We start from the raw sequence: 17,711 nt of genomic DNA on the forward strand, positions 1-17,711 counted from the left end.
AGAGCCCGGGGCCGCTCTCGGCGGCCCCGGGCTCACGTCTCGAAGGAGTCAATCGTGGGCGCGGGCATCCTCATCGTGCCGCTGACCGTCTATCTCATCCTCATGACGGTGCTGTGCGTGAAGGTCGGCGACAGGTCCTCATGGAAGGTGGGCTGGCTGATGGCGGCGGCCGTAGTGTTCCTGCCGGTCGCCGTCGTCATCGCCGCTGTCATTCCCTGAGGTGAGCCCGGCCGGAGGCAGCAGGCCGAGTTCCTGGGCGCGTGCGCCCAGGGCCACCCGTCCGTTGGCCTGCAACCGCTCCATGAGGCGCTGCACCTTGCGCTGCACCGTCCGGTGTCCCACTCCCAGGTGCCTCGCGATCGATGCGTCGTTCAACCCCGTGTAGAGCAGATCCAGAATTCTTCGTTCGTCGGTATCGACACCAGATGTGCCGGTTTCGAATTTTGGCGGAATGGTCAATTTCGCCCCCCTGTGACGCTGTTTCCACAGCCACTTCACAGAGCAGTCTAGGAAGCGCTTGTGACCATGAACAGCCGAATAAACGTCACCAAAGGGCGGTAAAGGGGCGGGTGGGGTGGCGTAATCACGCCACCCCACCCGCGGTGTGTCCGATTGCTGGACGTCCGGTTACTGAACCGTCTGGGCCGACTCAGTACCAGGGAGTGCAGTACTGCCTGCCCGAGGGATTTTCGACGCAGGCACGCATTTCGTGGGTCGACGGGTTGTAATACATCGGCGTGCGTGTCTGGTAGAAATTCGCCGTGTCCGGCACCTTGGCGGTCCAGCCCGATGCCCCGCCCTCCTTCAGACCGAGCCTCCAGTAGCAGGTGGAGTGGTCCTTCGTGCAGCGCTGGACGTACACCGACCAGTCCTGTGCGCCCGAGCCGCTGATGTACTTGAAGCGACCCCAGCTGTACTGGTCGCCGTCCGTCTTCCCCCACCGCAGCTCGTACGAGAACGAGTTGCCCAGGTCGTAGGGGCCGTGCGGGGTGACCGGTCCGGAGTCCCAGCTCTGGATGTTCGGATCGTGGCCGTCACAGCCGAAGTTGTCACAGGCCAGGGCGGCGGCCGAGGCGGAATTCGGGACGGCGAGCGCGAGGGAACTGAGCAGCATGCCGAGCGTGAGGCCGATGCGTGACCGGAGTTTCATTTCCCCTCCATGTGAAACGGCGGGCAGCAAAATGGGCACCCTCGTGGCGGGGCTGCACGTGAATATGTCACGGCGTCCGCCGAGAGAATGCCCATATTGCCTAACTGGCGTAATTACGCCCGGGCCGTCGGAGAGTCAGCCGCGGCCTCCATTGCCGTTGCCGTTCGTCTGACCCTGCCACCAGCCCTCCGGGATCGAGAACGAAGGCGACGGGAAGGTGCCGCCATTCGTCCCGCCGTCCGCGCCGCCGGTGATGCCTCCGTCGGTCAGGCCGCCGATGAGACCACCGTTGTTGCCGTTCCCGTTGCCGTTCCCGTTGTCGTCGCCCTTGTCGTCGTCATCGTCACGGCCCTTGTCCTGCTCGCGGTCCGGGATGTCCACCAGGTTGAAGGGGGGTGCGTCCTTGCCGTCCAGGGCGCCCGTCATCATGTCGCGCCAGATCGGGCCCGGCACCTCACCACCGAACACCTTGTCGTGCCAGACGCCGCCGATGCTGATGCCCTGCATCTTCCGCTTGTGGGTGGGGTCGCCCACCCAGACGGCGCCGGCCATGTTCGGCGTGTAGCCGACGAACCAGGCCGCGTACCGCTCGTCCGTCGTACCGGTCTTGCCGGCGCTGGGACGGGCGCCGAGGCCCGCCTCCGTGCCCGTACCGTCCTCGACCACACCCTTCAGGAGCGTGTTGATCGTGTCGGCGGTGGTCTCGGACATCGCGCGCCGGCAGGTCGACTTCGGGACCTCCAGGGACTGCGTCTTCCCGCCGACCTTCTGGGTGACCGATTCGATGGCGACCGGCGTGCAGTACATCCCGCGCGAGGCGAACGTCGCGTACCCGGACGCCATCGTCAGCGGAGACATCTCCATGGTGCCGAGGGCGATGGACGGGGCCTGGGCGAGGTCACCGCCGTCGGCCCGCTCGACGCCCATCTTCTTCGCCATCGTCGTCACCGGGCAGATCCCGATCTCCGAGATCATCTGTACGTAGTAGGTGTTGACCGACTTCGCGGTCGCCTCCTTCATGTCGTACGGGCCGACCTCGGACTCGTTCTCGTTGGTGAGCTTGACGCCCTTCTCGTTCCAGGTCTTGCCGTCGCAGGCCTGGACGGGGCTCGGGTACTCCATCTCGTACGGCGAGGAGTACACCTGCGTCGGCGCCATGCCGCCCTCGATGGCCGCCGCGGCCACGATCGGCTTGAACGTCGAACCGGGCTGGTAACCGGCGCCGCCGCCCATATTCAGGTCGACGGAGAGGTTGAGCACCGTCTCGTTCTTCTTGACCTCGTTGCCGTACGGCCGGGACTGGCCCATCGCCAGGATCTTGCCGGTGCCGGGTTCCACGATGGTGGCGGCGGTGGCGACGTCGTCCTTCTGGTAGACGTGCTCCTTGATGGACCGCTGGACCGACTTCTGCGCCTGCGGGTCCATCGTGGTCCGGATCGTCAGACCGCCCTGGTTCCAGATCTTGGCCCGCTCCTCCTTGGACTTGCCGAAGACCGGGTCGCTCGTGAACACCTTGCGCACGTAGTCACAGAAGAAGCCGGCGCCCTTGACCGCGGTGATGCAGCCGTTCTTGGGCTTGCTGACCTTCAGGCCCAGCGGCGCCTCCTTGGCCTTGTCGGCGTCTGCCTGGGAGATGTCACCGACGTCGGCCATGCGCTGCAGCACGATGTTGCGCCGCTTGGTGGCCTCGGCCTCGTCGTTGATCGGGTCGTACCGGCTGGGCGACTGGACGATGCCGGCGAGCAGCGCCGCTTCCTGGAGCTTGAGGTCCTTGGCGGACTTGGAGAAGTAGCGCTCGGCGGCGGCCTCGACGCCGTACGCCTGCTGGCCGAAGAACGTGATGTTCAGGTAGTTCTCGAGGATCTTCTTTTTGCCGAGTTCCTCCTCGACCTGGATCGCGTACTTCAGCTCCTTGATCTTGCGGCCGAGGGTCTGCTGGGTGGCCTGCGCGACCTTCGTCGCGTCGTCGCCGGCCTCTTCGACGAAGACGTTCTTCACGTACTGCTGCGTGAGCGTGGACGCGCCCTCCGCGACGCCGCCGCTCTGGGCGTTGCGGTTGAGGGCGCGCAGGACGCCCTTCAGGTCGACCGCGCCGTGCTGGTAGAAGCGGGCGTCCTCGATCGCGACGATCGCCTTCTGCATGTACGGCGAGATGTCCTTGAGGTCGACCACCGTACGGTCGCGTGAGTAGACCGAGGCGATCAGACCGCCCTTGGCGTCCAGAATCGTGGTGCGCTGGCTCAGCGGCGGGGTCTTGAGGCTGACCGGGAGCTCGTCGAAACTCTCCACCGATCCCTTGGCCGCAAGTCCCAGTGCGCCGACGGCCGGCAGCGCGATACCCGCCAGCACGGCTCCCGCGAGCACACTGACACCGAGGAACTTGGCGGCCTGCTGCGTTGGCGAGAGACCGCCGCCCGAGCGCTTCTTTGGCATGAGGGCAGCCTAAACCGTAGAGATGAGCGAACCGAGGGCCGACCGTGCGTGAGCACGCCACGGAGAGTGATGTCGGCCATGGCACGGCAATGCAACCCATTCGCCGGACAGGCGCGCAGGCCTTGGCCTAAGCTGCTCTCAACTGTCACAGCAGTGCGGCCACGTATCAATACGTCCGGCGACCCCGAATCGTTGCGGAGGTTCCCCAACTTTTTTGTTGGGCGCGTGTCCGAATCCGCCTTGTGTGTCATCCGGCGTCCGTTGTGACTCAACAGAACTGTCCCGGTTTGCCGGGAAGGTCACGCATGTCGCCAGCTCACTCCCCCGGGTGATCTGCCGCTTACCCATAGTCCGTTCGGGCCATTCAAGATTGGGCCCGCTGGGGGTGTTGCGCTGTGCCCACCTTCCGTAACGTCCTCAACTGGCGGCGGTGAATATGCCGCTGCCGCCGTGGGGGAGCCTCGATTCGGGAGAGGACGGCGCCGGTATGGGCTGGGTAGTCGACTGGAGTGCGCAGGCGGCCTGCCGCACTACCGATCCGGATGAACTGTTCGTTCAGGGAGCAGCGCAGAACAGGGCCAAGGCGGTGTGCACCGGATGCCCGGTGCGCACGGAGTGCCTCGCCGACGCGCTAGACAACCGCGTCGAGTTCGGCGTGTGGGGAGGCATGACGGAGCGGGAGCGCCGCGCCCTGCTGCGCAGGCGGCCGACCGTCACCTCGTGGCGCCGGCTGCTGGAGACGGCACGGACGGAGTACGAGCGCGGGGCGGGCATCCTGCCGCTCGACGACGACGAGGTGTACGAGAACTACGCGGCGGTGAGCTGAGGGGGCCCAAGGGGCCCTCCCCTCAGGCGGACCCGAAGGGCTTCGGCCCGACAGGAACTCCCTCAGGCACCGACCGCGGGATCAGGCAGCTCCGGCCGATTGGCCGCGAGCCGGTTTCCGATGTCCCGCAGGCCGGTGAGGTCGTGCACATCGCCGGGCAGCGCGGCCACTTCGGCCACCGCCACCTCGGGGTGGAGCGCGGTGAAGCGGTCACGCGTGCGCTGCTCGCGGGAGAGCAGCTGCATACGCTCCGCGTGCAGCCTCAACAGGCCTGCCGTGAGCTGGTCGACGGACCGCTCCACATGCGGAGCGACGGACTGCGGTTCGTTCGTGGCCGGGGTGCGCTCCATGTCCGTGGCGGCGGGGGAGCCTCCGTCAGGAGCCGGTACCTCGGAAGTGGCCGATTCTGAACTGCCGTACGTGTCGGGGGAGTTACGAAGTCCAGCTTTCCCTCCGTCCTGATCCACAATGCGGGGCTCTTCAAGATTTTCCGCGGCGGCGAGCGCCCGCTCGGCCGACAGCCGGTCGGCGCCGCTGCCCTGGACCCGGTTGAGTACCAGACCGGCGAGCGGCATGTCCTCGGCGGCCAGCCGCTCCACGAAGTACGCGGCCTCCCGCAGCGCGTCCCGCTCCGGCGCCGCCACCACCAGGAACGCCGTCCCGGGCGCCTGCAGCAGCTTGTACGTCGCGTCCGCGCGCGTGCGGAACCCGCCGAACATCGAGTCCATCGCGGCCACGAAGGTCTGTACGTCCTTCAGCAGCTGCCCGCCCAGCAGTTTGCCCAGCGCGCCCGTCATCATCGACATGCCGACGTTCAGGAACTTCATCCCCGCGCGCCCGCCGACCTTCGCCGGGGCCAGCAGCACACGGATCAGCTTGCCGTCCAGGAACGAGCCGAGCCGCTTGGGCGCGTCCAGGAAGTCCAGCGCCGAGCGCGACGGCGGCGTGTCGACGACGATGAGGTCCCACTCGTCCCTGGCCCGCAGCTGCCCCAGCTTCTCCATCGCCATGTACTCCTGCGTGCCCGCGAAGCCCGCCGAGAGCGACTGGTAGAAGGGGTTGCCCAGGATCGCGGCCGCCCGGTCGGGGTCCGCGTGCGCCTCGACGATCTCGTCGAAGGTGCGCTTCATGTCGAGCATCATCGCGTGCAGCTCGCCGTCGCCCTCGACGCCCTTCACCCGGCGCGGGGTGTTGTCGAGGGAGTCGATGCCCATGGACTGCGCGAGCCGGCGGGCCGGGTCGATGGTGAGCACGACCACCTTCCGCCCACGCTCGGCGGCCCGCAGGCCGAGAGCGGCCGCGGTCGTCGTCTTCCCCACGCCGCCCGAGCCGCAGCACACCACGATCCGGGTCCTCGGGTCGTCGAGCAGCGGGTCGAGGTCGAGCACGCGCGCGGGGGACAGGTGCTGGGGGTGGTGCGGCTGGCGAGCGGTGTCGTGTGTGTGGGCCGGTTCCGGACGACTCATGACATCCCCTGCTTCCGACGTACCGCGTACCGCTCGCACCTGGTCAACGAACTCATGTCGGACCCTGTTCCCGCATCTCCCGCGCGAGTTCGTACAGGCCTGCCAGGTCCATGCCCTCGGACAGCAAGGGCAGCTCGTGCACGGGCAGCCCCAACTCGTCCAGCACCGCCCGCTGTTCCTGCTCCAGCGCGTACCGCTCGGCGTACTCCTCGGCCTGCACCAGCAGCGGGGCCACCAGCCGCTCGGCGTTCCCGCCGCGCCGCGCCCCGCCGAGCCCCGCCGAGGACAGCGACTTGGCCACGGCGGCGCGCGGGACACTGCGTACGAGTTCCAGGTCGGCCGCGTCCAACACCTCGGGCCGCACCATGTTCACGATGATCCGCCCGACCGGCAGCCGCGCCGCCCGCAGCTCGGCGATCCCGTCCACGGTCTCCTGGACGGGCATCTCCTCCAGCAGCGTCACCAGATGCACGGCCGTCTCCGCGGACTTCAGCACCCGCATCACGGCCTGCGCCTGGTTGTGTATCGGGCCGATCTTGGCGAGGCCCGCCACCTCGTCGTTGACGTTCAGGAAGCGGGTGATGCGCCCGGTGGGGGGCGCGTCCATCACCACGTAGTCGTAGACGAACCGCCCGCTCTTGTCCTTGCGCCGCACGGCCTCGCACGCCTTGCCGGTCAGGAGTACGTCTCTGAGGCCCGGCGCGATGGTGGTGGCGAAGTCGATGGCGCCGAGCTTCTTCAGAGCCCGGCCGGCGCCGCCCATCTTGTAGAACATCTGGAGGTAGTCCAGAAGGGCCAGTTCGGGGTCGATGGCGAGGGCGTACACCTCCCCGCCCCCTGGAGCGACGGCGATCTTCCGCTCCTCATAGGGCAGCGCCTCTGTCTCGAAGAGCTGCGCGATGCCCTGCCGGCCCTCGACCTCGACGAGAAGCGTCCGCTTCCCCTCGGTCGCGAGAGCGAGCGCGAGTGCGGCGGCGACCGTGGTCTTTCCGGTCCCGCCCTTGCCGCTGACGACCTGGAGCCTGCTCACGTCTTCGAGCCTAACCAGTCGCCGCGCCGGCTACGCGACAGCCTGTGGACAACGTGACCCGCGGTCGGCCGCATGGCCCCTCATGGCCCTCGTCGGGCAGCGGATAAAGTCGGCCACATGACCAAGTGGGAATACGCAACCGTGCCGCTGCTCGTCCACGCCACGAAGCAGATTCTGGACACCTGGGGCGAGGACGGCTGGGAGCTCGTCCAGGTCGTGCCCGGGCCGAACAACCCCGAGCAGCTCGTGGCCTACCTGAAGCGGGAGAAGCAGGCGTGAGCGCCGTCGAGGCGAAGCTCGCCGAGCTGGGCCTGACGCTCCCGGAGGTCGTGCCTCCGCTGGCCGCCTACCAGCCGGCCGTCCGGTCGGGCGTGTACGTCTACACCGCCGGCCAGCTCCCCATGGTGGAGGGCAAGCTTCCGGTCACCGGCAAGGTGGGCGCGGAGGTCACCGCCGAGGAGGCCAAGGAGCTCGCCCGCACCTGCGCCCTGAACGCCCTCGCGGCCGTGAAGTCGGTGGCGGGCGACCTGGACCGCATCGCGCGCGTGGTGAAGGTGGTCGGCTTCGTGGCCTCGGCCCCGGACTTCACCGGCCAGCCCGGCGTCCTCAACGGCGCGAGCGAACTCCTGGGCGAGGTCCTCGGCGACAAGGGCGTCCACGCGCGCAGCGCGGTGGGCGTGGCCGTGCTTCCGCTGGACGCGCCGGTGGAGGTCGAGGTCCAGGTGGAGCTGACGGGGGTGTAGGCCTCCGGCGGTGGGAGTGGGTTCGGTGGTCGTGCCGGGCGTCGTGGGCCCGGTCGTCATGGGCCTGGTCGTCGTGGCCGGTCGTCGTCCACGGCCGTCGTGTCGCAGCAGCCTGTCCGGGGAGCCCGGGCAGGCTGAACATGGCTGAACGGCGCCGGGAATGGCCCGTCTGCGGCAAGGCGGATTCCGAATGGCCCGTCTGCGGCAGGGGTACGCGCGCGTGCACGGCGTCAAAATGCCTGGCCAGGTCAGCGGGGCCAAGCGGATCAGGGCGGGCCAGCCGGGTCAGGGCGGGCCGGCCATGAGGTCAGGCGGACTCGATGAGGCCGTGCTCCTCCAGGTAGTCCATCTGCGCCCGTACCGACAGCTCGGCCGCCGGCCACAGGGAGCGGTCCACGTCCGCGTACACATGGGCCACCACCTCGGCCGGTGTGCGGTAGCCGTCCTCGACCGCCGTCTCGACCTGGGCGAGGCGGTGGGCGCGGTGGGCGAGGTAGAACTCGACGGCGCCCTGGGCGTCGTCCAGGACGGGGCCGTGGCCCGGCAGGACGGTGTGCACGCCGTCGTCGACCGTGAGGGACCTGAGCCGCCGCAGCGAGTCCAGGTAGTCGCCGAGACGGCCGTCAGGATGCGCCACGACCGTCGTGCCGCGGCCCAGGATCGTGTCGCCGGTCAGGACGGCGCGGTCGGCCGGGAGATGGAAGCAGAGCGAGTCGGCGGTGTGGCCGGGCGTCGGTACGACCCGCAGCTCCAGGCCGCCCACGGTGACCACGTCCCCGGCAGCCAGACCCTCGTCGCCCAGCCGCAGCGCCGGATCGAGGGCACGCACGCGCGTGCCGGTCAGCTCGGCGAAGCGTACGGCGCCCTCGGCGTGGTCCGGGTGACCGTGCGTGAGCAGGGTCAGGGCGATGCGCTTGCCGGACCTCTCTGCCATGGCGACGACATTGCGCAGGTGTCCTTCGTCCAGCGGGCCGGGGTCGACGACGACGGCCAGGTCCGAGTCCGGCTCGGCGAGGAGCCAGGTGTTGGTGCCGTCCAGGGTCATCGCGGAGGGGTTGGGCGCGAGGACGTTGACGGCGCGGGGGGTGGCGGGGCCGGAGAGGACCCCGCCTCGCGGCTGGCCGGGGAGGGCTGCTGCGTCCGTCATACGAGGGGGCCTTCCAGGGCTGCGGGCACTGTGGGCACGGTCATGCGGGGGCTCCGCCGGTCGGGATGTGCTTGGTGAACTCGTCGTGGCCCGGCCAGGAGAGCACGATCTCGCCGTCTTCGAGGCGAGCCTGGGCCAGGACCGGGGTGAGGTCGCGATCGGGGGCGCCGGCGAGGGCCTCGGCGGCGCTGTCGTACGGGGTCAGCTGGCGCAGGGTCGCGATGGTGGGCGGCATCATCAGCAGCTCGCCCTTGTCGTAGGAGGCGGCGGCCTCCGCGGGGCGGATCCACACCGTACGGTCGGCCTCCGTGGAGGCGTTCCAGGTGCGCTGGCCCTTCGGGAGGGCGGCGACGAAGAACCACGTGTCGTAGCGGCGGGGCTCGAACTCCGGGGTGATCCAGCGGGTCCAGGCGCCCAGGAGGTCCGAACGCAACGCCAGTCCCCGGCGGTCCAGGAACTCGGCGAACGACACGTCCCGGGCGACCAGGGCGGCGCGGTCCGCCTCCCAGTCCTCGCCCGTCGTGTCGCCGACGACGGAATCGTCGGTGGGCCCGGCGAGCAGGACGCCCGCCTCCTCGTACGTCTCCCTTACGGCCGCACAGACGATCGCCTGGGCCTCCGCCTCGTCGACCCCGAGCTTTTGCGCCCACCACGCGCGCGTGGGGCCCGCCCAGCGGACGGGATGCTCGTCGCGCGGGTCGACGCCGCCGCCCGGGTAGGCGTACGCCCCACCGGCGAAGGCCATGGAGGTCCGGCGGCGCAGCATGTGCACGGCAGGACCGGCGTCGGTGTCCCTGAGCAACATGACGGTGGCCGCACGCTTCGGCGCGACAGGAGTGAGGCTTCCGTCCGCCAGCGCGCGGATACGGTCCGGCCACTCCGGTGGGTACCACTGCCCGTTTGCCATGGGCGGAGGCTATCTCTTGGTGCGCGGATGTTCGAGGGGTGGCGGGTGCGTCCGGCGGTGGGGCCGAGGATGCCTGCGGCGGCCTGTGTCGCTGGTTGGGGGTTCGCGTTGCGCCTGCGGACTCGTTGTGGGTCGGGGCCGCGCCGGGGGGTGTCCTCCTCGGACCGGCGGCTGGACTTAGGCCAGGAGGCACTGCGTGTTGACGCCGGCCACTGCGGGCGGACACCCCCCGACACGTCCCCTTCCCGCCGTCGGCGACTGCGGGCACGTGGGGGCTCGCGTCTCGGGGCCAATGGCGCCGGGGCCCTGCCTCCTGGTGAGACAGGGCCCCGGCGTCGTATGACCAGGTGTGGTTACCGCGACCGCTTGGCCAGTCGCTCGACGTCCAGCAGGATCACCGCGCGTGCCTCCAGGCGGAGCCACCCGCGCTGGGCGAAGTCGGCGAGCGCCTTGTTGACCGTCTCACGCGACGCGCCGACCAGTTGGGCCAGCTCCTCCTGCGTCAGATCGTGTACGACGTGGATGCCCTCCTCGGACTGCACGCCGAAGCGGCGGGAGAGGTCCAGGAGCGCGCGGGCCACGCGGCCGGGGACGTCCGAGAAGACCAGGTCGGACATCGCGTCGTTGGTGCGGCGCAGACGGCGTGCGACGGCGCGCAGCAGTGCGGTCGCCACCTCGGGGCGGGCGTTCAGCCAGGGCTGCAGGTCGCCGTGGCCCAGACCCAGCAGCTTGACCTCGGTCAGCGCGGTCGCCGTCGCCGTACGCGGACCCGGGTCGAAGAGGGACAGCTCGCCGATGAGCTCACCGGGGCCGACGACGGCCAGCATGTTCTCGCGGCCGTCGGGCGAGGTGCGGTGGAGCTTCACCTTGCCCTCGGTGACGACGTACAGCCGGTCACCGGGGTCGCCCTCGTGGAACAGGGAGTCGCCCCGTGCGAGGGTCACCTCACTCATGGAGGCGCGGAGCTCCGCGGACTGCTCGTCATCGAGCGCCGCAAAGAGCGGGTTGCGCCGCAGAACGTCGTCCACGAGTTCTCTCCTTGTCGACCTGCTCAGGGGATCGCTCCCCCGCGTACCAGGGGACCGTGCTCCCCATTTTGCCGGACGGTCCAAACAGTGTGATCTGTCACAAGGATGCCGCACAGGTGTGCCGAGGTAAGCGGCAGGGGTCCAATTGGGGGCCGATCTTCGGGGTCCGGGGCGGATGTCGGTGCCGGGCTTTAGGCTGGCCGAGTGTCCAAATCGCCGGTGAGAACACAGGCCAAGGGGGCTGGGCGGGTGGTTGTACGTCGCGATTCCGCTGTGGGCGAACAGAACCCTGGTGGCGGACGGAAAACGGCAAAAGCGGCGAAAAGGGTGCCGGGTGAAACGGTCGCGGGTGGCGAGAAAGCTGCGGTGAAGAAGTCGACGGCCGCGCGGAAGGCCGCGCCTGCGAAGAAGACGGCCGCGAAGAAGACGACGGCTGCTGCGAAGAAGACGGCGGCGACCGCGAAGAAGGCCACCGGCGCGGTGGTCACGAAAAAAGTGGTCGGCAAGAAACCCGCCATCGCGCCGAAGAAGGCCACCGCCTCGGTCAAGGGCGCCTCCCCGGCCAAGACGGTCACCCTGAAGCCCCCTACGGCCGAGTCCCGCACCGCTCTCGTCCGACGGGCCCGCCGTATCAACCGTGAGCTCGCCGAGGTCTATCCCTACGCCCATCCCGAGCTGGACTTCGACAACCCCTTCCAGCTCCTGGTCGCCACGGTGCTGTCCGCCCAGACCACCGACCTGCGCGTCAACCAGACCACGCCCGCGCTCTTCGCCAAGTACCCCACCCCCGAGGACCTGGCCGCCGCCAACCCGGAGGAGGTGGAGGAGATCCTCCGTCCGTGCGGTTTCTTCCGGGCCAAGACCAAGTCGGTCATGGGCCTGTCGAAGGCGCTGGTGGAGGACCATGGTGGCGAGGTCCCGGGCCGGCTCGAAGATCTCGTCAAGCTGCCCGGCGTCGGGCGCAAGACGGCCTTCGTCGTGCTCGGCAACGCCTTCGGCCGGCCCGGCATCACCGTGGACACGCACTTCCAGCGGCTGGTGCGGAGGTGGCAGTGGACCGAGCAGACGGACCCGGACAAGATCGAGGCCGAGATCGGCGCGCTGTTCCCCAAGAGCGACTGGACGGACCTCTCGCACCATGTGATCTGGCACGGCCGTCGCATCTGTCACGCCCGCAAGCCCGCGTGCGGCGCCTGCCCCATAGCGCCGCTCTGCCCGGCGTACGGCGAGGGCGAGACCGACCCGGAGAAGGCGAAGAAGCTCCTCAAATACGAGAAGGGCGGCTTCCCGGGGCAGCGGCTCAAGCCGCCGCAGGCCTACCTGGACGCGGGCGGCAAGCCGGCCCCGCCGCTGGGGGCCGGATGACGGGGCGAGCGGGAGAGGTCGGGGCGTCGCCACGCGTGCGTACGGCCGGGTCGGGGCGGTCCGGCCGGCGGCCCGTGTGCGGTCGTACGGCCCCGGCGGAACGATCTAGGTGCCGTCAGGCGTTGGACTCTGCAGGACGACGGGGGTGGCGATGACGCGCGCGAGCGGTACGCAGGACGGGCCGGTGGTGCTCAGCAAGGAGGGGCTGCCCGACTGGCTGGATCCGGTGGTGCGGGTGGTGGAGACGGTCGAGCCGCTGCAGCTGAGCCGTTTCCTCCCGCCGGAGAACGGCGCGGGGCGCCAGTCGGCCGTACTGATTCTCTTCGGCGAGGGCGAGTGCGGGCCCGAGCTGCTGCTCATGGAGCGGGCCAGTTCGCTGCGGTCGCATGCCGGACAGCCGTCCTTCCCCGGTGGCGCCCTCGACCCCGAGGACGGCGACCCGCAGGCCGACGGGCCGCTGCGGGCCGCTCTCCGCGAAGCCGAGGAGGAGACCGGGCTCGATCCGAGCGGCGTCCAGCTCTTCGGCGTGCTGCCCAAGCTGTACATCCCGGTCAGCGGCTTCGTCGTCACGCCCGTGCTGGGCTGGTGGCGCGAGCCCAGCCCGGTCGACGTCGTCGATCCGAACGAGACGGCCCGAGTCTTCACCGTCCCCGTGGCGGATCTCACGAACCCGGACAACCGGGCCACGACCGTCCACCCCAGCGGCCACCGAGGCCCGGCATTTCTGGTCGAATCGGCCCTGGTCTGGGGTTTCACGGCCGGAATCATCGACCGTCTGCTCCATTTCTCGGGCTGGGAGCGCCCCTGGGACCGCAGCAAGCAGGTCCCGCTCGACTGGCGGTCATGACAGGGTGTCTGCCGTGCTGTGTTCTTCCGGGGGCCGCTGTGTCCGATTGCCGCTGCGCGGCGGGCCGGACCCTGGGTCGACCGGGCGTGATCGGAAAGTGACGAGGCGGAGCCTGAAGCAGTGAACGTGCTGGACATCCTGTTGCTGGTCGCCGCCGTGTGGTTCGCGATCGTGGGCTATCGCCAGGGCTTCGTCGTCGGCATCCTGTCGGTGATCGGCTTCCTCGGCGGCGGCCTCGTGGCCGTGTACCTGCTTCCGGTCATCTGGGACTGGCTGACCGACAACGCCGAAGTGAGCACGACCGCCGCCGTCGTCGCGGTCGTCGTCGTGATCGTCTGCGCGTCCGTCGGCCAGGCCCTGACCACCCACCTCGGCAACAAGCTGCGCCGGTACATCACCTGGTCCCCGGCCCGCGCCCTGGACGCGACCGGCGGCGCCCTCGTCAACGTCGTCGCGATGCTCCTCGTGGCGTGGCTGATCGGCTCCGCCCTCGCCGGGACGACGCTGCCGACGCTCGGCAAGGAGGTCCGCAACTCCAAGGTGCTGCACGGCGTTTCGCAGGCGCTGCCGGACCAGGCGGACACCTGGTTCGCGGACTTCTCCTCGGTCCTCGCGCAGAACGGCTTCCCGCAGGTCTTCAGCCCGTTCGCGAACGAGCCGATCAACGAGGTGCAGCCGCCCGACCCGGCCCTGGCCAACAGCCCGGTGGCGACCCGCGCCCAGCGCTCCATCGTCAAGGTCATGGGCACGGCGACGAGTTGCGGCAAGGTCCTGGAAGGCACCGGCTTCGTCTTCGCCGACCGCCGCGTGATGACCAACGCGCATGTCGTCGGCGGCGTCGACGAACCCACCGTCCAGATAGGCGGCGAGGGCAAGAAGTACGACGCGACGGTCGTCCTCTACGACTGGGAGCGCGACATCGCCGTACTGGACGTGCCGGACATGCGCGCGCCCGTGCTGCGGTTCACGTCCACCGACGCCCAGAGCGGCGACAGCGCGATCATCGCGGGCTTCCCGGAGAACGGGTCGTACGACGTCCGGGCCGCACGCGTACGCGGGCGCCTGCCGGCCAACGGTCCGGACATCTACCACCGCGGCACCGTGAGCCGTGACGTCTACTCGCTGTACGCGACCGTCCGCCAGGGCAACTCCGGCGGCCCGCTGCTCACGCCCGAAGGCAAGGTGTACGGCGTGGTCTTCGCGAAGTCCCTGGACGACGCCGACACCGGATACGCGCTCACCGCGGACGAGATCCAGGAGGACATCGTCAAGGGGCGTACCGCGAACCAGCAGGTGGACAGCGACAGCTGCGCGCTCTGACGGTCGGTCGAGGTCAGCCGCGCGGGTGGCGCAGGCGTACCGAGACCCAGCGGGCCCGGCGGCGCAGGATGCGCGGAATGCCCACCCGGGGGTCGGCGCCCGCTATCTGCGGGGCGTTGCCTCGCTGGTGGGAGCTCAGCCCACTGGCCGAGCGGCGATTGCGTGCTGCGTCACTGTAGTCGTGCGTCCAGCCCATACCCCGACGTCTGCCCCTGCCCCATGGTCGATAACCGCCTCACGCGCCCCCAATTGGCCTATGCGCCGGGCAATTGGCTGTTCGTAGGACAGGTGTTCAGTTCCGGATACCGGGCGCATCGGCGCGGTCACCGATCGGGGCGATGCGCCCCGGTCACCGATCGGGTTCGGGGTCTTTCAGCCAGTTGATGAGCTCGGTGGAAAAAGCGACCGGGTCTTCCTCATGGGGGAAGTGCCCCAGCCCGTCGAACAGCCGCCAGCGGTACGGCGCTTCGACGTACTCGCCCGAGCCGGCCGCGCTGCGGGTGCGCATCACCGGGTCCAGCGAGCCGTGCAGATGCAGCGTCGGGACACGCACCGGCCGCTTCATACGGCGGTTGAACTGGATGCCGTCGGGGCGGGCCAGCGAGCGCACCATCCAGCGGTACGGCTCGATGGAGCAGTGCGCCGTGGATGGGATGCAGATCGCGCGGCGGTACGTCTCCACCGCGTCGTCCTCCGGCTGGCGGGGGCCCGACCAGTCCCGGACCAGCCGGGCGACGAGCGCCCCGTCGTCGGCCGTCAGCTGCCGCTCGGGGAGCCAGGGCCGCTGGAACCCCCAGATGTAGGAACTCGCACTCGTCTGCTTGACGTCCGAGAGCATCGCCGAGCGCCAGCGCCGGGGGTGTGGCATGGACGCGACCGCGAGCCGCCGTACGAGCTTGGGACGCATCACGGCTGCCGTCCAGGCCAGATATCCGCCCAGATCGTGACCGACCAGCGCGGCGTCGGGCTCGCCGAGGGAGCGGATCACGCCGGTGATGTCGAGGGCGAGGTTGGCCGGGTCGTAGCCACGCGGCGTACGGTCGCTGCCGCCGACCCCCCTGAGGTCCATCGCGACGGCCCGGAAGCCCGCGTCGGCGAGCGCGACGAGCTGGTGCCGCCAGGTCCACCAGAACTGCGGGAAGCCGTGCAGCAGCAGCACCAGCGGCCCGTCGCCCATCTCCGCGATGTGGAAGCGCGCGCCGTTCGCCGCGACGTCCCTGTGTGTCCAGGGACCGTCGAGTCGTACGACCGAGGCAGGTTGCGCCGAAGGGGTGGCGGGATCCGTCATGACGACGAGCGTGCCACAGCCTCGATGGCCGCGGGCGCCCGGTCCTCCAGCTCCGGTGCGGAGGCGGGACGCGGGTGCGGCTTGGCCTTCTGCAGGACGCCCGCCGTCTCCTTCATCGAAGCGGCGACCTTCTGCGGGCCCTTGCTCTTCTTGGCCTTCTTCGCGAAGACGACACCGATCAGCGCGAGGACCGCGGCGACGAGGACGTTCGCGGCGAAGGACAGCAGGAAGCAGATCGCGAGGTTCCAGTCGCTCCAGGTCCGAATGCCGTACGCCAGGGCGAAGTTGAGCATCGGCAGGGAGAACACGAGCACCCCGCCGGCCAGTGTGAACGCGCCGCCGCTCGTCGCGCCGCGCTTGACGTCCTGCTTGAGCTGCGCCTTGGCCAGCGCGATCTCGTCGTGCACCAGCGCCGACAATTCGGTCGTCGCCGAGGCGAACAGCTGGCCGATGCTGCGTTCGGCGCCGACCGGGCTGCCGTCGGGTGCGCTCATCGCGGTCTCCCTCGTGTGTACGGTTCCGTCTTCTGCCTGAGTGCGTACGGTTCCGTCTTTTGTACCGTCCCGTCAGATCATGCCCGACGCTGCTCCTCCTCGCCTGCCCCGCCCGGCACTTCGGCAAGCGCGTGGCGCGCCGCGGCCTTCTCCGCGGCGATACGGCGGTGCTCGGCGGCCTTGCGCTCGTAGAGGGCAGCCAGTCGCAGGTGGTACTCCGGCATGTCCTCCTCGTAGATGTCCGGAATGCCGTCCGCGTCCTCGTCGCGCTCCTCGGCCTCGACCATCCTGCGGTACTTGGCGTTCCGTATCTTCAGCAGCACCGTCGCCAGGATCGCCGCCATGAGGGAGCCCATGAGTACGGCCGCCTTGACCTCGTCGGTCAGCGCGGCGTCGCCCTCGAACGCGAGCTCGCCGATGAGCAGGGAGACGGTGAAGCCGATGCCGGCGAGGGCGGCGACCGCGAACACGTCGGCCCACTCGAGGTCGTCGCTGAGCGAGGCCCTGGTGAAACGTGCCGTCAGCCAGGTGCCGCCGAAGATGCCGAGCGTCTTGCCGACGACCAGCCCGAGGACGACACCGAGCGTCTCCGGCTGGGTGAACACCTCGCCGAGCGCGCTGCCGGAGATGGCCACACCGGCGCTGAACAGCGCGAACAGGGGGACGGCGAGTCCCGCCGACAGGGGGCGCACGAGATGCTCGATGTGCTCACCGGGGGAGTGCGCCTCGCCTTCGTGCCGCGTGCAGCGCAGCATCAGCCCCATCGCCACGCCCGCGATGGTGGCGTGGACGCCGCTGTTGTACATCAGCCCCCAGATCACGAGGGCGAGCGGGACGTACACGTACCACCCTCGTACGCCCTTGCGCAGCAGCAGCCAGAAGACGCCCAGGCCGACGACCGCACCGCCGAGCGCGGCGAAGTCGATCTGGTGGGTGAAGAAGACCGCGATGATCAGGATCGCGAACAGGTCGTCGACGACGGCGAGCGTGAGCAGGAAGGCGCGCAGGGCGCTCGGCAGGGAGGTGCCGATGACGGCGAGCACGGCGAGCGCGAAGGCGATGTCGGTGGCGGTCGGGACCGCCCAGCCCTCCAGCGAGCCGCTCCCGGTGACGTTGGTCAGCGTGTAGACCAGCGCGGGTACCGCCATGCCGCACAGTGCGGCGACGACCGGCAGCACGGCCGCCTTGGGGTCTTTGAGATCGCCGGCCACGAGCTCACGCTTGAGCTCGATGCCGGCGACGAAGAAGAAGATCGCGAGGAGTCCGTCGGCGGCCCAGTGCTCGAGGGACAGGTTCAGCCCGAGGGCCTCGGGGCCGAGGTGGAAGTGGCTGACGCTCTCGTAGCTGTCGTGCAGCGCGGGCACGTTCGCCCAGATCAGCGCCGTGATCGCGGCCACGAGCAGCAGTACGCCACCGACGGTCTCGGTGCGCAGTGCGTCCGCGACGACGGTTCGCTCGGGCAGGGACAGACGTCCGAGAACCTTGCGGGGAGCGGTGGTGCGGGGCGCGGGCACGGGGAGACCTCCGGTCGGTGGGCAGGACGGAACACTTGCCGACCAGACTTCCCGGCGCACCTGAGAGGGAGATTGTTTTGGTTAGCTTACCTAAGGGTGTGCCGGAGTGCATCCCGTCCAGCTCCACCGTACGAACACGAAGGGCACCCGGCG

18 protein-coding genes and 1 pseudogene are annotated in these 17,711 nt (G+C 69.7%); 7 read left to right on the forward strand and 12 right to left on the reverse strand.

Annotation, left to right across the window (positions count from 1 at the left end):
* Positions 1 to 54 precede the first annotated feature (54 nt).
* Positions 55 to 219: a hypothetical protein gene (locus ACQEV2_RS23280; RefSeq protein WP_433055253.1), complete on the forward strand. Its 165-nt coding sequence runs from the start codon at positions 55 to 57 to the stop codon at positions 217 to 219.
* Between the two features lie 60 nt (positions 220 to 279).
* On the opposite strand, the pseudogene ACQEV2_RS23285 reads toward ACQEV2_RS23280, so the two are convergent.
* From ACQEV2_RS23285 to ACQEV2_RS23295, 3 genes and pseudogenes are all read right to left on the reverse strand, one after another.
* A pseudogene (locus tag ACQEV2_RS23285) lies at positions 280 to 597 on the reverse strand (LuxR C-terminal-related transcriptional regulator); the annotation flags it as partial.
* A 52-nt stretch (positions 598 to 649) separates the two neighbouring features.
* A complete protein-coding gene (locus ACQEV2_RS23290; protein ID WP_433044720.1) occupies positions 650 to 1,150 on the reverse strand; it encodes a hypothetical protein in 501 nt (166 codons plus the stop codon).
* A gap of 135 nt (positions 1,151 to 1,285) precedes the next feature.
* Positions 1,286 to 3,583: a transglycosylase domain-containing protein gene (locus ACQEV2_RS23295; protein ID WP_433044723.1), complete on the reverse strand. Its 2,298-nt coding sequence runs from the start codon at positions 3,581 to 3,583 to the stop codon at positions 1,286 to 1,288.
* Positions 3,584 to 4,070: 487 nt separating this feature from the next.
* Here ACQEV2_RS23295 and wblA point away from each other — a divergent pair, with 487 nt between their 5' ends.
* On the forward strand, positions 4,071 to 4,409 hold the full coding sequence (gene wblA / locus ACQEV2_RS23300) for a transcriptional regulator WblA (RefSeq protein ID WP_062697668.1): 339 nt from the start codon (positions 4,071 to 4,073) through the stop codon (positions 4,407 to 4,409).
* Positions 4,410 to 4,471: 62 nt separating this feature from the next.
* On the opposite strand, the gene ACQEV2_RS23305 is transcribed toward wblA, so the two are convergent.
* Both ACQEV2_RS23305 and ACQEV2_RS23310 read right to left on the reverse strand, forming a co-directional pair.
* A complete protein-coding gene (locus tag ACQEV2_RS23305; protein WP_433044728.1) occupies positions 4,472 to 5,875 on the reverse strand; it encodes an ArsA family ATPase in 1,404 nt (467 codons plus the stop codon).
* A 52-nt stretch (positions 5,876 to 5,927) separates the two neighbouring features.
* Positions 5,928 to 6,905, reverse strand: coding sequence for an ArsA family ATPase (locus ACQEV2_RS23310; protein ID WP_433044731.1), 978 nt, complete (start codon positions 6,903 to 6,905; stop codon positions 5,928 to 5,930).
* 117 nt (positions 6,906 to 7,022) lie between these two features.
* Between ACQEV2_RS23310 and ACQEV2_RS23315 the strand changes: the two genes are divergently transcribed.
* On the forward strand, positions 7,023 to 7,184 hold the full coding sequence (locus ACQEV2_RS23315) for a DUF4177 domain-containing protein (RefSeq protein ID WP_003975360.1): 162 nt from the start codon (positions 7,023 to 7,025) through the stop codon (positions 7,182 to 7,184).
* Positions 7,181 to 7,648 (forward strand): RidA family protein, encoded by a 468-nt coding sequence (locus tag ACQEV2_RS23320; protein WP_433044734.1) that lies wholly within the window; start codon positions 7,181 to 7,183, stop codon positions 7,646 to 7,648. The genes ACQEV2_RS23315 and ACQEV2_RS23320 overlap by 4 nt, the downstream gene beginning before the upstream one ends.
* Positions 7,649 to 7,955: 307 nt before the next feature.
* Here the strand turns inward: ACQEV2_RS23320 and ACQEV2_RS23325 are convergent, their stop codons facing one another.
* The 3 genes from ACQEV2_RS23325 to ACQEV2_RS23335 form a co-directional block, all read right to left on the reverse strand.
* Positions 7,956 to 8,795 (reverse strand): MBL fold metallo-hydrolase, encoded by an 840-nt coding sequence (locus tag ACQEV2_RS23325; RefSeq protein ID WP_433044737.1) that lies wholly within the window; start codon positions 8,793 to 8,795, stop codon positions 7,956 to 7,958.
* Positions 8,796 to 8,835: 40 nt separating this feature from the next.
* Positions 8,836 to 9,702, reverse strand: a complete 867-nt coding sequence (locus tag ACQEV2_RS23330; protein ID WP_433044740.1) for an NUDIX hydrolase — start codon at positions 9,700 to 9,702, stop codon at positions 8,836 to 8,838.
* A gap of 353 nt (positions 9,703 to 10,055) precedes the next feature.
* On the reverse strand, positions 10,056 to 10,730 hold the full coding sequence (locus ACQEV2_RS23335; RefSeq protein WP_015658871.1) for a Crp/Fnr family transcriptional regulator: 675 nt from the start codon (positions 10,728 to 10,730) through the stop codon (positions 10,056 to 10,058).
* A gap of 327 nt (positions 10,731 to 11,057) precedes the next feature.
* Here ACQEV2_RS23335 and nth point away from each other — a divergent pair, with 327 nt between their 5' ends.
* The 3 genes from nth to ACQEV2_RS23350 all read left to right on the forward strand — a co-directional run bounded on the left by nth (position 11,058) and on the right by ACQEV2_RS23350 (position 14,262).
* Positions 11,058 to 12,095 carry an endonuclease III gene (gene nth / locus ACQEV2_RS23340; protein ID WP_433044744.1) on the forward strand — a complete coding sequence of 346 codons (1,038 nt, stop codon included), beginning with the start codon at positions 11,058 to 11,060 and terminating at the stop codon, positions 12,093 to 12,095.
* Between the two features lie 151 nt (positions 12,096 to 12,246).
* Positions 12,247 to 12,942 carry an NUDIX hydrolase gene (locus ACQEV2_RS23345; protein WP_433044748.1) on the forward strand — a complete coding sequence of 232 codons (696 nt, stop codon included), beginning with the start codon at positions 12,247 to 12,249 and terminating at the stop codon, positions 12,940 to 12,942.
* Between the two features lie 120 nt (positions 12,943 to 13,062).
* Complete coding sequence (locus ACQEV2_RS23350) at positions 13,063 to 14,262, forward strand: MarP family serine protease (RefSeq protein ID WP_433044751.1); 1,200 nt, start codon at positions 13,063 to 13,065, stop codon at positions 14,260 to 14,262.
* Between the two features lie 13 nt (positions 14,263 to 14,275).
* Here ACQEV2_RS23350 and ACQEV2_RS23355 read toward each other — a convergent pair whose 3' ends face one another.
* The 4 genes from ACQEV2_RS23355 to nhaA form a co-directional block, all read right to left on the reverse strand.
* Positions 14,276 to 14,458 carry a hypothetical protein gene (locus ACQEV2_RS23355; protein ID WP_433044753.1) on the reverse strand — a complete coding sequence of 61 codons (183 nt, stop codon included), beginning with the start codon at positions 14,456 to 14,458 and terminating at the stop codon, positions 14,276 to 14,278.
* Between the two features lie 153 nt (positions 14,459 to 14,611).
* A complete protein-coding gene (locus ACQEV2_RS23360) occupies positions 14,612 to 15,550 on the reverse strand; it encodes an alpha/beta fold hydrolase (RefSeq protein WP_433044756.1) in 939 nt (312 codons plus the stop codon).
* Positions 15,547 to 16,044 carry a phage holin family protein gene (locus tag ACQEV2_RS23365; RefSeq protein ID WP_433044759.1) on the reverse strand — a complete coding sequence of 166 codons (498 nt, stop codon included), beginning with the start codon at positions 16,042 to 16,044 and terminating at the stop codon, positions 15,547 to 15,549. Before ACQEV2_RS23365 ends, ACQEV2_RS23360 begins: the two co-directional genes overlap by 4 nt.
* A gap of 77 nt (positions 16,045 to 16,121) precedes the next feature.
* Positions 16,122 to 17,558 carry a Na+/H+ antiporter NhaA gene (gene nhaA / locus ACQEV2_RS23370; protein ID WP_433044762.1) on the reverse strand — a complete coding sequence of 479 codons (1,437 nt, stop codon included), beginning with the start codon at positions 17,556 to 17,558 and terminating at the stop codon, positions 16,122 to 16,124.
* Positions 17,559 to 17,711: the final 153 nt, after the last annotated feature.

It is taken from the genome of Streptomyces sp. CA-251387, from assembly GCF_050936625.1.
GTDB lineage: Bacteria > Actinomycetota > Actinomycetes > Streptomycetales > Streptomycetaceae > Streptomyces.